This window comes from Synechocystis sp. PCC 7339 (assembly GCF_019924095.1).
Lineage (GTDB): Bacteria > Cyanobacteriota > Cyanobacteriia > Cyanobacteriales > Microcystaceae > Synechocystis.
The window spans coordinates 91977-105791 of sequence record NZ_CP063660.1 but is presented as its reverse complement, the minus strand read 5'-3'; the positions used below and the strand labels follow the sequence as shown (position 1 = coordinate 105791).

Annotated in this window: 14 protein-coding genes; 10 read left to right on the top strand and 4 right to left on the bottom strand. The window is 43.7% G+C overall.

The window, feature by feature from the left end:
• Positions 1-338 precede the first annotated feature (338 nt).
• The 3 genes from IQE94_RS18365 to IQE94_RS18355 all read right to left on the bottom strand — a co-directional run bounded on the left by IQE94_RS18365 (position 339) and on the right by IQE94_RS18355 (position 2003).
• The gene (locus IQE94_RS18365) at positions 339-803 is read right to left on the bottom strand and encodes an ASCH domain-containing protein (RefSeq protein WP_223343332.1); all 465 of its coding nucleotides are present in this window, start codon (positions 801-803) and stop codon (positions 339-341) included.
• Positions 793-1365: a GNAT family N-acetyltransferase gene (locus IQE94_RS18360; RefSeq protein WP_212722587.1), complete on the bottom strand. Its 573-nt coding sequence runs from the start codon at positions 1363-1365 to the stop codon at positions 793-795. The genes IQE94_RS18365 and IQE94_RS18360 overlap by 11 nt, the downstream gene beginning before the upstream one ends.
• A 92-nt stretch (positions 1366-1457) precedes the next feature.
• On the bottom strand, positions 1458-2003 hold the full coding sequence (locus IQE94_RS18355) for a dihydrofolate reductase family protein (protein ID WP_223343331.1): 546 nt from the start codon (positions 2001-2003) through the stop codon (positions 1458-1460).
• Between the two features lie 333 nt (positions 2004-2336).
• Here IQE94_RS18355 and IQE94_RS18350 point away from each other — a divergent pair, with 333 nt between their 5' ends.
• The 8 genes from IQE94_RS18350 (at position 2337) to IQE94_RS18315 (ending at position 9579) form a co-directional block, all read left to right on the top strand.
• Entirely contained in the window at positions 2337-2978 is a 642-nt protein-coding gene (locus IQE94_RS18350) for a hypothetical protein (protein ID WP_223343330.1), read from the top strand.
• Positions 2979-3428: 450 nt separating this feature from the next.
• Positions 3429-4235 carry an Rpn family recombination-promoting nuclease/putative transposase gene (locus IQE94_RS18345; protein ID WP_223343328.1) on the top strand — a complete coding sequence of 269 codons (807 nt, stop codon included), beginning with the start codon at positions 3429-3431 and terminating at the stop codon, positions 4233-4235.
• A gap of 85 nt (positions 4236-4320) precedes the next feature.
• Entirely contained in the window at positions 4321-4743 is a 423-nt protein-coding gene (locus IQE94_RS18340; protein ID WP_223343326.1) for a putative toxin-antitoxin system toxin component, PIN family, read from the top strand.
• Positions 4744-4746: 3 nt separating this feature from the next.
• Entirely contained in the window at positions 4747-4962 is a 216-nt protein-coding gene (locus tag IQE94_RS18335; RefSeq protein ID WP_212722577.1) for a toxin-antitoxin system HicB family antitoxin, read from the top strand.
• A gap of 226 nt (positions 4963-5188) precedes the next feature.
• Positions 5189-5386 carry a hypothetical protein gene (locus IQE94_RS18330; protein WP_223343324.1) on the top strand — a complete coding sequence of 66 codons (198 nt, stop codon included), beginning with the start codon at positions 5189-5191 and terminating at the stop codon, positions 5384-5386.
• 85 nt (positions 5387-5471) lie between these two features.
• Positions 5472-7133, top strand: a complete 1662-nt coding sequence (locus IQE94_RS18325) for an alpha-keto acid decarboxylase family protein (protein ID WP_223343322.1) — start codon at positions 5472-5474, stop codon at positions 7131-7133.
• 388 nt (positions 7134-7521) lie between these two features.
• A complete protein-coding gene (locus IQE94_RS18320; protein WP_212722573.1) occupies positions 7522-8292 on the top strand; it encodes an Rpn family recombination-promoting nuclease/putative transposase in 771 nt (256 codons plus the stop codon).
• Positions 8293-8796: 504 nt separating this feature from the next.
• Positions 8797-9579: an Rpn family recombination-promoting nuclease/putative transposase gene (locus IQE94_RS18315; RefSeq protein WP_223343321.1), complete on the top strand. Its 783-nt coding sequence runs from the start codon at positions 8797-8799 to the stop codon at positions 9577-9579.
• A gap of 86 nt (positions 9580-9665) precedes the next feature.
• On the opposite strand, the gene IQE94_RS18310 is transcribed toward IQE94_RS18315, so the two are convergent.
• Positions 9666-9806 carry a hypothetical protein gene (locus tag IQE94_RS18310; RefSeq protein ID WP_212722569.1) on the bottom strand — a complete coding sequence of 47 codons (141 nt, stop codon included), beginning with the start codon at positions 9804-9806 and terminating at the stop codon, positions 9666-9668.
• 233 nt (positions 9807-10039) lie between these two features.
• On the opposite strand from IQE94_RS18310, the gene IQE94_RS18305 reads away from it, so the two are divergent.
• Positions 10040-11086, top strand: coding sequence for a 26S protease regulatory subunit (locus IQE94_RS18305; protein ID WP_212722567.1), 1047 nt, complete (start codon positions 10040-10042; stop codon positions 11084-11086).
• Positions 11079-13682, top strand: a complete 2604-nt coding sequence (locus IQE94_RS18300; protein WP_223343319.1) for a S8 family peptidase — start codon at positions 11079-11081, stop codon at positions 13680-13682. Before IQE94_RS18305 ends, IQE94_RS18300 begins: the two co-directional genes overlap by 8 nt.
• Positions 13683-13815 lie beyond the last annotated feature (133 nt).

The window sequence follows — 13815 nt, the reverse complement described above, 5'->3', positions numbered from 1 at the left end:
AGATCAACTACTCGGTGCGCCATTAAACCCCTAGTAATTTTTGTCGTAGTTCTTGACCATCAGAGCGACCCTAAACGATGAAGACCTCTCGTGATCGGTGGGAGTTTTTAGTTTATCTAACTTAACGGTGAAGTTTTGCGGTGGTAGATAACCTTGAACTCCCACAGATAGCTTTTTTGCCGTCCGCACCAACGTAGTGTTAGGAAGTTAGCAACTGGCAACTCATTTAATACTGGCAAAAACTAATCGCCAGTGTCATAAATTTAAACTTTCTTAATTACTATTTAAGTATATGTACTCATTATGCGTTGCAGATGACCTGTAGTGTATCAACAACTCTACTTATAAACAACACGAAACCGCTCGCAAACTAAAAGCATTTCTGGTGTTGGTTTCTTACCAATTTTAGGCAATACTCGCGAGAAGTACTGCCAATGCTCCTTCTGCCAAGACTCTAAGGAACGTTCATTTTCACCTTCTTCATAGGCAAATTGTGCATCCACTTCATTAAATGAGCAGATCATAATTTCTGTTGTTTCAATAATACAATTTGGATTTCCATTTCCATCCAAAACAATTGTTTTTGTACCTATTTTAGGTAGTTGAATTCCCTCTGCCTCCCATTCCCATAAAGCTGAACAAGTTGCAGTTTTAATTCCCTTCAGAATTAAGCTACTCAGTTCATCTGCCAAAGTAGAAGAGTCACCAAATTGATGCGCCTCATAGCTCTCGTCGCTTAATGTAGTATCTGGAAGCCCTGCTATGTACGTCTGCCAATACTGCCCTAAATTCTCATTTTTCATCGGATTTTATTGAGGAGAGTAACCAATCTTTCTGATTTAATTCAAAGGTTTGCTCAACACACCATTCACCCTTGAATTCTACTTCAACTGAATTCGATAACCTCATCCCCAATCTTTTGAGAAGACGAATAGAGGATTCATTCTGGGAGTCGGTGATGGCAACAATTTTGTTGATATTTCCAAGCTTAAACAAAGAATTTATTAAGGTGGATACCGCTTCTCGCGCATATCCCTTGCTTTGCCACTGCTGATTCAAAGTAAAACCAACTTCCACAGTTGTTAGATTTCCCGTGTAAACTTTTATCCCTATGTCCCCGATGAGCAAGTTGGATTGTTTGTGCGCGATAGCAATTTGAAACCATTCGCCTGGTATCCCAATCTCTGCTGTGTGCATTTCGCTGATAAAGGAACGAGCTTCATCATAGGAAGGTATTGACCAACTTTGGAATCGAGCTACCTGAGGATCTCGACGGTAACAAAGAAACAAATCCAGATCTGGATCAATAAACCGACGTAGAATCAGCCGTTCAGTTATTTGGGGAAGAAAACTCTCTAAAAACAAGCGAACCCTGCTCCTTGTTACTTAACTAAGGCTCAACATCTGCTGGCTAACATAGTACCAGCGAATTTTGTCCTGCCGCTGCATTTGATTTGTTATGCGGCATCCTCAATCACGTTGTATTGGCTTTGCACCAAGCCGTTTTTAAACTGTCGTGTCTGCAGATGATGTAATCTGACATCGTGAGGAAGCGAACCAAAAAGTGGGATTCCTGAGCCTATGAGGATTGGCACTTTAGTGATAATTAATTGCTGAATCAAGCCTTCACTGAGAAACCCTTGAATTGTCTTTCCGCCATCAATGTATAAATGCTGAAATCCACGCTCTGATAGACGATAAACTACTTCGCTTGGAGGCGCGCACATATACTCGACTGTTTTGGCAATTTCGTCAGGAATGTCAATTTTCCGACTACTTAGAACAAATACTGGCTTTTCACCATAGGGCCATGAATCGAATGACAGTGCCAACTCATAAGTATTTCGCCCCATGACAAGAGCATCCACTGAATCAATGAATTCTTGATACCCGTAGTCTTCGCCACCATCGTTGTCTCCTCCACTAGGCAGCCAATCAATACCACCATTGTTCCGTGCGATGAAGCCATCAACACTTGTTGCAATATATACAGTAGTTTTCATACCCTTCCCAATTATGTTGTTGCCCCAGGATTATTGATTATACGGAAACTTAACGATAAAGACCTCTGGCGATCGCCATTAGTTTGTGGCATGGAACCATAAAAAAAGGGACGCCGAAGCCCCCCAGGGAAAACTAGGCAAGAACCGAGACTGAAACTGCCCAGTCAGCGGAAATCAATGCCCCAGAGCCTTTATGTTGGCGATCGCCATGTCAGAAAGATTGGAAAGAAAGCGGTAGCTGTCGAGGTTGCTGTATTTCACTTTGTAGCGACATCTTTACCCGTTGATTGCTTATCTTATGCTCTAGCTATATAATCCACTTTTTGAGTGACAATGACAATCAAAAAGCTATTAAACACTACAATTCTGCTAGGGCTTAGTCTATTCTCAATAAACAACTCGCCCGTAGTTGCTTACCAAGACCGCCTTGGTCTTTCAACTGATAGCACTAGTATTATAGGTCTCAAAGAGACCCTATTCGGCCAAGCAAATTTAAGCAATACCAGAATTCAGGATATGAGCTTCATCGTCGCCGAAGGGCCTCTGAAACCGAATGGATGCCCATATGATTCGCGAAGCGGTGGAGCTAGCAAGGCCCCGGGCGCAGGATCCGTAGAGCTCATAAATCAAGCAGGGTATACCGTGAAATATTCGTTTGCTTACATGCCGGCATCACCCCGAGAAATAGTGTTGGGAGGAGTAAAAGTTCCGGTGCCGGAGGCAACTAATGGAACTCTAGTTGGTGCCAATGCAATATGGAGCAGAAAGACTTTTGGCATACCGGAAGAAACAGCCAACAATATTGTTATCAAGGTGATTCCTGTTGGCAAGACTGAACCAGTCATCGACTTGAGCTTTCATCCTTGTGACCGAGTTTGCTTATATACCCATGGGACAATATTCAATCCAAGCTACACCCGAAAGCCCGCTAAGCACACCAATACGGGCAGATCGATGGCGTATACATGTGAGTAACTTGACCTAGTTTTGTGTAAGTTTTGAAGTAGTCTTGACTTGCCCTCTGAAATTTTAGTCCCTTGGCCGGGGGGTAAAGAGGGTATCGAACATATAATCACAGCATTCCCAGGGATGCTGCGGAGGATCTTGTCTTAGAATCTCTAGTCCTACCCTCTATCGCTGGATTCCAACTTCTTCTCTTTCCTAGTCTAGTTCTGCTACCCCTATATTTAGATACGCAGCCAAATGCTGAAACCTTTTATTTGTAAGCTTTCTTATTGCTGATTTTTGCTTAGCGTACGTTTTTTCTTTTTCTGTTGCGACCCCATCGCCGTAAACCCTCAGTAAAACTTGGCGATCGCCTATATCTTCAATGCACGGTGGGTAATCCACAGTAATTTAATGACTGCCCGTGATCGCCTACTTTCCCTACTCTGATTTGATGGCGATCGCCGGTAAAATTTGGCTATGTTTGACAATCTCTGCAAATTCCTCGCTGAATCATTTTCCGAAGACTATGCCGCTTGGTTGTTAGGACGACCAATCAAATTGACCAAGCTCAGTCCGACGGAACTATCCCTGGAGCCAATTCGGGCTGACTCTCTGATTTTGGAACAATCGGAAGACTTAGTGTTACATCTGGAATTCCAAACGGAGCCTGACCCCACCATGGGCTTTCGGATGCTGGACTATCGGGTGAGGGTTTATCGCCGTTTTCCCCAGAAGACAATGCACCAATTTGTTATTTATCTGAAACCCAGTAGTAATGACTTGGTTTATCAGGATAGTTTTCAAGTGGGGGAGACTGTCCATCGTTATCAAGTGATTCGGCTCTGGGAGCAACCATCGGAAACATTTCTCCAAAGTCCAGGGCTGTTACCCCTAGCGGTATTGACGCAGACCTCTGACCCGGCATTAAAATTGAGGGAAGTGGCGACTGCACTAGATCAGATTGAGGATAATCGAGTTAAGGCAAATCTCATGGCGGCAACCTCAGTTTTTGGAGGAATTCTGCTGGCCCCTGAGCTGATAAAGACAATTTTAAGGAGTGAAATTATGAAGGAATCCGCTGTTTATCAAGAAATTCTAGAAGAAGGTAAAATTGCCGGGAAACTGGAGGGTCGGCTGGAGGGAAAACTAGAAGGTAGGCTGGAGGCGAAACTAGAAACCATACCCCTGCTGAAGAAATTGGGCCTTACAATTGTCGAAATTGCTAAGGAGCTAGATATTGACGTTGAATTGGTTAATCGGTTTGTTGCTAACCAGAACAATTAAGGGTTGATAGGGTTAATGGCGATCGCCTCCCAATGGCTGGATAAAAAAATTCAACAATGACAGTGTATATGCTATCATTATCTTTGTGAATAATCAAATTGTCATTGACACCAGTATTTTTGTGAGTGCTCTGATTGGTGCTGACGGGCCGAGTCGGAAACTGATTAGGTATTGTTTGTTGGGGCAGTATCAACCACTGATAGGAAATACTTTATTTGCCGAGTATGAAGCTGTAATGGGACGTAAGGAGATTATTGACCAATGTGTTTTGAGCCAGACTGAGGTTGTTAGTTTACTAGAGGCTTTGATGTCAGTTTGTGAGTGGATTAATATTTACTATCTGTGGCGACCCAATTTAAGGGATGAGGGAGATAATCATTTGATTGAGTTAGCAATCTCTGGTAATGCCCACTATATTGCAACCAACAATGTCAAAGATTTTCAAGGAACAGAGTTAATTTTTCCTCACTTGTCAATTTTGAAACCAGAGCATTTACTAAGAGGCTAAACCATGGGTACTTTAACTATACGGATGCCGGATGATAAACACTCCAGACTTAAGCAGCTTGCGGAGTCTAGGGGAATTAGTGTGAATAAGTTAGTTGAGGAGCTTTCAACCATTGCTCTGACTGAATTTGATGCTTATAATCGTTTTCGGTTAATGGCGGCCCGGGGTAGTGTAACTGAGGGTTTAAGGCTTTTGGATAAGTTAGATGGATTAAGTTAAACCCCTAGTAAAATTTGGCGATCGCCTACAAAATCCTCAATGCACGGTGGTAATCCACGGTGCCATCAAATATGAATCCCACAGAAAGACGGGCTTTAGCCGGGCGGACTCCAGTTTTCATTGGTGACCAGCAAAGACTTCCGGCGATCGTTATTTCCCTAGCCTATAGGGGTCAGACCTCTTAAATGCCGTTCGTTTAGGCAATTTCGGCGATTTGGGTACAACAGTGGTGCAATTTACCGATAAAGATGATCATTTATTATTAATGTTGCCAGTTTTGGGATCACCCCTAAAAATCATTAGTAATCAGCAAAACGTTTATGTGATTCAGTCGGAACAATTTCAAGCGTGGGGCAAAGACGGCCCAGGGGATTTATTAGTTGAATTATCCTCCCAGGAATGGCTACGGACTTTTATTGGCTAAAGGATTCCCCCGCTAAACATTTTTCCCTGCAATTCCCCCAAAGCTGAGTACAGTAAGAAATAAGTCCCTACCCTAGAGGTAAACAATGGACACAACAATGACAGTGGGTTTCTATCTCGGCGATCGCCTGCGGGCCTTTAATGTCAGCCATATCTTTGGGGTGCCGGGGGATTATGTGCTGGGGCTGATGGATGAATTGATTAATAGTCCTGTGGAATTAGTCTGTACCTGTAATGAGTTGAATGCGGGTTATGCGGCGGATGCCTATGGCCGGGTACGGGGTATGGGGGCAGTGTGTGTAACCTATGGCGTCGGGGCGTTTAGTTTAATCAATGCCGTAGTGGGAGCCTACGCTGAACGGGTGCCGTTGGTGGTGATTAGTGGTGCTCCGAGTCGGGCCAATCGTCGCTCCCATCTGATGTTGCACCATACGACGGGGGATTTGAATTTACAGTACAAAATTCTAGAGAAAGCCACGGTGATGGCAGTGGTAATCAATGATGTGAACCAAGCCGCCCAACAAATCGATCAAGCCCTGGCGGCCTGCGCCCATTATCGTCGTCCCGTTTACATTGAAATTCCCACGGATATTGCCCAGCAACCCTGTCCAGTTTCTGCTGCTCCCCCAGCGTTCGCTGAAACGTTAACTGATGTCGATGCCTGCGCTGAAGCGGTTCAAGAGGCGATCGCCCTGTTAAGTCAGGCCAAGTCCCCTGTGATTTTAGCCGGGGTGGAATTTCATCGTTTTGACCTCGAAGATAAATTATTAAAACTCCTAGAAATTACGGGTTTTCCCATCGCTACTACGTTATTGGGTAAATCCTGTATTGCCGAAACCCATTCCCAATTTATCGGCACCTATGTTGGCGCTCTGAGTCGTCAAGCCGTCCATGAAACCGTAGAAAAAGCAGATTGTGTGCTTTGTTTAGGGGCGATTATGTCCGACATGAATTTGGGGGTTTACACCGCCAAACTCGAAGAACAACGCTTAATTAATGCCAATTCTGAAAAGGTCAAAATTAAACATCACTATTATCAACCAGTTTATTTAGGGAATTTTTTGGACGGACTTTGTCAACAGTGGCATAACTCCCCTCGCCAGAATTTAGACATTATCCCTGCCGCTTCTTTATTGTCAGAACCCCTCGCCCCCACTGCCAAGCAAAAATTAACCAATGCCTATTTTTACAAACGACTCAATCATTTTTTAACGGAGATGACAGATCCCCAATTAGTCATTTCTGATACGGGGGATGCCATTGTGGCTACGATGGATTTGATCATGCCCCAGGCCGCCGAATTTATTGGGCAAGCCTTCTACCTTTCCATTGGCTATTCCATTCCCGCTTGTTTAGGGGCCAGCTTGGCCGCCACGGAGCGACGGGCGATCGCCATTGTGGGGGACGGGGCCTTCCAGATGACGGCCCAGGAATTATCCACCATTATTCGCCACCGGTTACACCCGATTATTTTCCTGATGAATAACGATGGCTACACCATTGAACGAGTCATTCAAGACAATGTTTACAACGACCTACAACCGTGGAAATATCATCAATTACCCCAGGTGTTTGGCGACTGTTGGAGTTGTGAAGTCCGCACGGAAACTGAGTTGGAAATAGCCCTAGAAAAAGCCTGTCACCATCTCTCTTCCCCAACCTTTATTGAAGTGCATCTAGATCGCTTTGATTGTTCCCAGGGGTTAAAACGATTAGGGGCGGCTTTGAAATCCATGAATAGTCATTAAAACAGAATAATTAGTAATAATTCTAATTCCTTGAGAGGCGGTTTCGGCACAATTCCCTTAGCCACCGCTGATCTGGGCTTTGTAACCCTGCTTGAGCAAATAGGGGTCACGCCATGGAGTTCCCCGCAAGCAAGGTTTAGGGTTGTTCTTTCGGTGTTGAGCAATGATTTTTCCCCGCCACTATACTGGGAAACCCTGTGGATTGAGGGAATATCAACTTTCAGACCTATCGAGCTTTCAACTGGCGATCGCCATTAAACCCTAGTAAAACTTGGCGATCGCCTATATCTTCAATGCACGGTGGGTAATCCACAGTAATTTAATGACTGCCCGTGATCGCCTACTTTCCCTACTCTGATTTGATGGCGATCGCCGGTAAAATTTGGCTATGTTTGACAATCTCTGCAAATTCCTCGCTGAATCATTTTCCGAAGACTATGCCGCTTGGTTGTTAGGACGACCAATCAAATTGACCAAGCTCAGTCCGACGGAACTATCCCTGGAGCCAATTCGGGCTGACTCTCTGATTTTGGAACAATCGGAAGACTTAGTGTTACATCTGGAATTCCAAACGGAGCCTGACCCCACCATGGGCTTTCGGATGCTGGACTATCGGGTGAGGGTTTATCGCCGTTTTCCCCAGAAGACAATGCACCAATTTGTTATTTATCTGAAACCCAGTAGTAATGACTTGGTTTATCAGGATAGTTTTCAAGTGGGGGAGACTGTCCATCGTTATCAAGTGATTCGGCTCTGGGAGCAACCATCGGAAACATTTCTCCAAAGTCCAGGGCTGTTACCCCTAGCGGTATTGACGCAGACCTCTGACCCGGCATTAAAATTGAGGGAAGTGGCGACTGCACTAGATCAGATTGAGGATAATCGAGTTAAGGCAAATCTCATGGCGGCAACCTCAGTTTTTGGAGGAATTTTGCTGGCCCCTGAATTTATTAGAACAATTTTAAGGAGTGAAATTATGAAGGAATCCGCTGTCTATCAAGAAATCTTACGGGAAGGGGAACAGCGGGGCTTACTCAAGGGCAAACTGGAAACCATACCCCTGTTGAAAAAATTGGGCCTTACAATTGCCGAAATTGCTAAGGAGTTAGACATTGACGTTGAACTGGTTAATCGGTTTGTTGCTAACCAGAACAATTAAGGGTTGAAATGGCCATTGGACAGAATATGGCTTGACTGATCTTTTGGCGATCGCCTTTAAACCCCTAGTAAAATTTGACTGAATAGGGGTTATTATGGAAAACGGACAAAACTGTACGCTAAGCCTAAAACCCTTGCTAAATATAGGTTTCAGCCCCACTGTGAAGGATTTTACATTTATCTCGGCATCGCCATTAACCCCTAGTAAAACTTATTGATCGCCTAAAACATCCTCAATCCACGGTGCCATCAAATATAGACCCCACAGAAAGCCGGGCTTTCCTGCCCATCAGTAACCAACAAGAACTTCTGACGATCACCATTAACCCCTAGTAAATTTTGCCTGAATAGGGGTTATTACAGAAAAGGGAAAAAAACAGACGCTAAGCCTAGAATCTTTGCTACATATAGCTTTTAGCCCCAGGTGAATGTTTTACATTTATCTCGGCATGGGCGGGAACTGCTTGCTAAATCTGTAATAGGCGATCGCCGGTAAAATTTGGGTATGTTTGATAATCTGTGCAAATTTCTGGCTGAATCATTTTCTGAAGACTATGCCGCCTGGTTGTTGGGACGACCAATCAAATTGACCAAGCTTAGTCCGACGGAACTTTCCCTGGAACCAATTCGGGCTGACTCCCTGATTTTGGAGCAATCGGAAGACTTGGTTTTGCATCTGGAATTTCAAACGGAACCTGACCCCACCATGGGCTTTCGGATGCTGGACTATCGGGTGAGGGTATATCGCCGTTTTCCCCAGAAGACGATGCACCAATTCGTTATTTATCTAAAACGTAGTAATAATGACTTGGTTTATCAAGATAGTTTTCGGGTGGGGGAGACTCTGCACCGTTATCAAGCGATCCGGCTCTGGGAGCAACCATCGGAAGTATTTCTCCAAAGTCCAGGGCTATTGCCCCTGGCGGTATTGACCCAAACCTCTGACCCCGCATTAAAATTAAGGGAAGTGGCGACTGTGCTGGATCAGATTGAGGATAATCGAGTTAAGGCAAATCTCATGGCCGCAACCTCAGTTTTTGGAGGAATTCTGCTGGCCCCTGACATTATTAAGACAATTTTAAGGAGTGAAATCATGCAGGAATCCGCAGTCTATCAAGAAATCTTACGGGAAGGGGAACAACGAGGTTTACTCAAAGGCAAACTGGAGGGGAAATTGGAAACCATACCCCTGTTGAAAAAATTAGGTCTTACAATTGCCGAAATTGCCAAGGAGTTAGACATTGATGTTGAACTGGTTAATCGGTTTGTTGCTAACCAGAACAATTAAGGGTTGAAATGGTCATTGACCGGAATATGACTTGACTGAATCTTTTGGCGATCGCCAGTAAACCCCTAGTAAAACTTGGTGATCGGCTACACTCCCAATGCACGGTGGTAATCCACGGTGCCATCAAATATAGACCCCACAAAAAGACGGGCTTTAGCCGGGCGGACTTTGCCTCCCACCAGTAACCGGCAAGAATTTTTGGCGATCGCCATGATGGATAAGCCCAAGACGGCATACAAGGGACAACCACTGTAGAGTTCCCCACAAGCAAGGTTTAGGGTTGTTCCTTCGGTGTTGAGTAATGATTTTTCCCCGCCACAATACTGGTAAACCCTGTGAAATGGGAATGCAGCGATGCTCTGTCGAAATTCCGTGTTTACTTTTTGTAAAATTTTGATAGAATCTGCGAGAATTTAGTTATCTTAAGAGCAAGAAAAATGTTTGTAGGGTTAGGTCACACATGAAGGGAGAGGTACTAAAACGCCTATTCCGCGCTGTTGCCGGTGATGATTCACAGGCAGTACAGAACATGCTGTCAATCGTAGTAGAAGAAGAACGCAAGTTAGGACACACTAATCTTGCCAGTCAACTTGAAAGTATTCTGCGGAAAAAAACTAATCCTGTCAAATCTGAAAATTCATCATTAAACCCCACACGAGAAAGTACTTCAAAGTTTTTGGAGAGAGCCGCGTCTAAAGAATCCGACAGACAGTCTCTCACTCTCCTGTCGAGTAAACATAGGTTCAACCATCCGTTTATTGTTACGATTCCTCGTGATAATTTGCGGCATCATATGATTCTTGCTGATGCCGTAGAAACACGATTTCGCCGTATTGAACGGGAATATGCTGCTCGTGATCGACTTGCCCATCATGGGTTGCGCTATCGCCAAAAGATTTTGCTTTACGGTTCTCCAGGGTGCGGCAAAACGATGGGAGCCGAACGTATTGCTTGGAATACAGGTTTAACTTTGGTCAAAGTTCGCTTCGATGCAATGGTATCTTCCTATTTAGGAGAAACTGCTACTAACCTACGCGAAGTATTTGAGACTGCTGCTGCATTTCCATGTTTGCTCTTTATTGATGAATGTGATGCATTGGCAAAATCTCGTGAAGATAGTCAGGAAGTTGGTGAAATTAAACGGGTAGTTAATACGTTCCTTCAGCTACTTGACGAGTATGAAGTCTCAAATGGGTTACTTGTTGCTGCAACTAATCTAACTAAATTTTTAGATGAAGCTGTATGGCGAAGATTTGATGATGCTATTGAAGTACCAAAGCCGACAAAGCGGGAAATTGAAGTTATCTTAAAACAGACACTCTCTTCGGTTGAGGTTGGGTCAATTGATTGGAACTCGATTATACAAAAGATGCTCAATTTCTCGGCTGCACAGGTGGTCAGGGTTGCTCAAGATGCGGCGAAGCGTGCCATTCTAGATCGAGAAGAGTTAGTCATTCAAGAACATTTAGAAGAATCAATTCAAGACGTTTTAGCTTCTCATGTCTGAGCCATCGAAACAATTCAAACATATTCAACTAAGACTGTCAAACATAGGAACTGCGTTTTTAGATCCTCGGAAGCGACCTTATCCGTCTGATCGATCCTTTGCGAATAAGGGCAATCGTGGCGGACACGGTGGAAGACTCAGGTCTTCCGTATCCTCCATTATTTCTGATTGGAAAGATACTCTTGAAAAACGCCAGCAAGTAGGAATGCCGGACATTCAAAATGTCCCTTCATTTATACTTCAAGTAGATCCAAAATCATTTGATGCAGACGACTTAAGAAAGTTTAATATTGAAGTAATTCTTGAATTAGAAGATGGTTATATTCTTGGCGCTTCGGCTGATGCTGAGTTGACTAAACTCCAGGAAAAGATTCAGAAGTTTATTGCTGAAGAACATGGTGGAGGAAAAGTCGCTGAGATCTGGGAAATTCTAGAAGGTAAGTTTAAGCGCCTGGAATACATTCTGTCGCCAGATTTGCTTGCTCGATGGGATCAGATTCTAGATGATCACATTTACACAGTTGATATCAGCATTGCCTGTGTAGGTCTCAATTTTAAATTTTCAGACTATCCACGCCAACAAGAGAATGAAGACCCTGAGAGATACGCTCGTAAGGTTGCTAGGTGGACTGATAGACGTGACCAAACTTTGCAGGAATGGGAAAGGCTACAACTTGATAGAGAAAATGATTTTGAAGACTTCGTAAGAAAGCTTGATGGAACATTCCTTTTGCTTGGTGATCATGATGATCGCTCCCATCTTGCACTTTTGCCCGATAGTTTCTCTAGTCGCATTCAGATTTCTGGCAAGGGCTTGAAAGATTTAGTTGCCAATTATCCCTACGTTTTTGAGGTTAGCGAACCAGATCAAATAGCTGAACCATTAACAGATCGTACTATAGTGGCAAGTGATCAACCTTCATTTACACTTGATCCGCCATCACCATTAGCTCCAAAGGTCTGCATCATTGATAGTGGCATCCAAGAAAGCCATCGTTTCTTGCGTGTTGCCGTAGATAGTAGCAATTCGCGATCATGGGTTCCTAATGAGGCTGATCAAAAAGTGGATCGTGTATCAGGTGGTGGGCATGGTACACGAGTCGCTGGAGCAGTTTTATATCCTCAAGGAGTTCCACGTACTGGTCGGCAAACAGCAATCTGTTGGCTTCAAAACGCTAGGGTTTTAGGACAGGATTGCAGATTTCCTGACAGATTATACATACCAGAAGTTTTAAACGACATCGTAGATTTCTATCATTCTCAAACAAGTACTCGCATCTTTAATCACTCAATTAATAGTTCAGCCCCTTGTCGAAGGACTTACATGAGTGCTTGGGCTGCTGAAATAGATTACCTTGCTTGGCAAAAAGACATTCTTTTTATTGTTTCAGCCGGAAACCTCCCTACTGTTCGACTTCCAGGACTGAGTATTACTCGCAAGGCTCTCACAGAGCACTTTGAGGAAGGGTGTGCATATCCAGATTTTTTACTAAAGGATTCGTCTCGGATCGCTAATCCTGCCCAAAGCTTTCAAGCTTTAACTGTAGGATCGATCGCTCACTGTACCTATAATCGTCCACCGAGTACTTCTGTGGCATTACAAGACTATCCCTCAGCATTTTCCTGCACAGGCTATGGCATTTGGGATTCGATAAAGCCTGAAGTCGTTGAGTATGGCGGAGATCTAGTCAAAGACGAGGGGAATCCGCCTAGCTTTTCTACACCTACGGATGTTTGCCCCGAGTTAGTAAGGACGACGATAGGGGGAGCGCCAGCAGTTGCAGCGGATAATATTGGCACTTCCTTTGCAGCGCCTAAAGTGACTCATATTGCAGCAGCCTTGGCATCTAATTTCCCACAGGAAAGTTGCTTGCTCTATAAAGCTTTGATTGTGCAATCAGCAAGATTACCTGCATGGGCTAATGATGAACCTGATCTTTCCTCAGCTATCCGTATGATGGGATACGGTTTGCCTAATCTTGAGCGTGCACTTGGTAATGCACCTAATCGTGTGACATTGATTACTAATGGGGATAGTCTAATCCAAGCGCGACAAGCACATATTTATCAAGTAATCATTCCAGAAGAACTGCAATCTCCAGCAGAAGCTTTTGATATTCTTATTGAGATTACACTTTCTTATAAAGCTGAACCACGTCGAACACGGCGTAATAAACGCAAATATTTATCTACTTGGTTACATTGGGAATGTAGTCAAAAAGAAGAATCACCAGATAGATTTTTAGCTAGGGTTCTTGAAAAATACGAAGCTTCTGAGGATCAGGAAGATGGATCTGGATTATTCGACTGGACACTTGGACAGCAGAAAAATCATAATAGACGGGTAAAAAATACTTCTAGAGGAGTTGGGGCAATTCAGAAAGATTGGGCAGTAGTCAAATCTTTCGACTTGCGAAACACTTTCTGTATAGCAGTTGTAGCTCATAAAGGCTGGAATAATGATTTAACGGCTCAAGTGCCTTATGCTCTAGCTGTTAGTTTTGAAATCATAAATTCGGAAGTTTCTATTTATAATTCATTTGTCCGAGCTCAATCTTCATTACAAGTGCAACAGCAAGTGCAAGTGAGTACCTGATAAATTTATTGAAAATCTGGCAATTATAAACGTCAAAGCTGAAATTGATGAACAAATAAAGCAAGAAAAAAAGCCATAAATCGGTAACAAAAAGAGCCTTGACAAAAAGAGAGGGACATATAAAATAGCCCCA

Bases quoted from the DNA above. Each gene is read 5' to 3' on its own strand.
- IQE94_RS18365 (WP_223343332.1), bottom strand. From the start codon at position 803: ATGAAAAATGAGAATTTAGGGCAGTATTGGCAGACGTACATAGCAGGG.
- IQE94_RS18355 (WP_223343331.1), bottom strand. From the start codon at position 2,003: ATGAAAACTACTGTATATATTGCAACAAGTGTTGATGGCTTCATCGCA.
- IQE94_RS18350 (WP_223343330.1), top strand. From the start codon at position 2,337: ATGACAATCAAAAAGCTATTAAACACTACAATTCTGCTAGGGCTTAGT.
- IQE94_RS18345 (WP_223343328.1), top strand. From the start codon at position 3,429: ATGTTTGACAATCTCTGCAAATTCCTCGCTGAATCATTTTCCGAAGAC.
- IQE94_RS18335 (WP_212722577.1), top strand. From the start codon at position 4,747: ATGGGTACTTTAACTATACGGATGCCGGATGATAAACACTCCAGACTT.
- IQE94_RS18325 (WP_223343322.1), top strand. From the start codon at position 5,472: ATGGACACAACAATGACAGTGGGTTTCTATCTCGGCGATCGCCTGCGG.
- IQE94_RS18320 (WP_212722573.1), top strand. From the start codon at position 7,522: ATGTTTGACAATCTCTGCAAATTCCTCGCTGAATCATTTTCCGAAGAC.
- IQE94_RS18315 (WP_223343321.1), top strand. From the start codon at position 8,797: ATGTTTGATAATCTGTGCAAATTTCTGGCTGAATCATTTTCTGAAGAC.
- IQE94_RS18305 (WP_212722567.1), top strand. From the start codon at position 10,040: ATGAAGGGAGAGGTACTAAAACGCCTATTCCGCGCTGTTGCCGGTGAT.
- IQE94_RS18300 (WP_223343319.1), top strand. From the start codon at position 11,079: ATGTCTGAGCCATCGAAACAATTCAAACATATTCAACTAAGACTGTCA.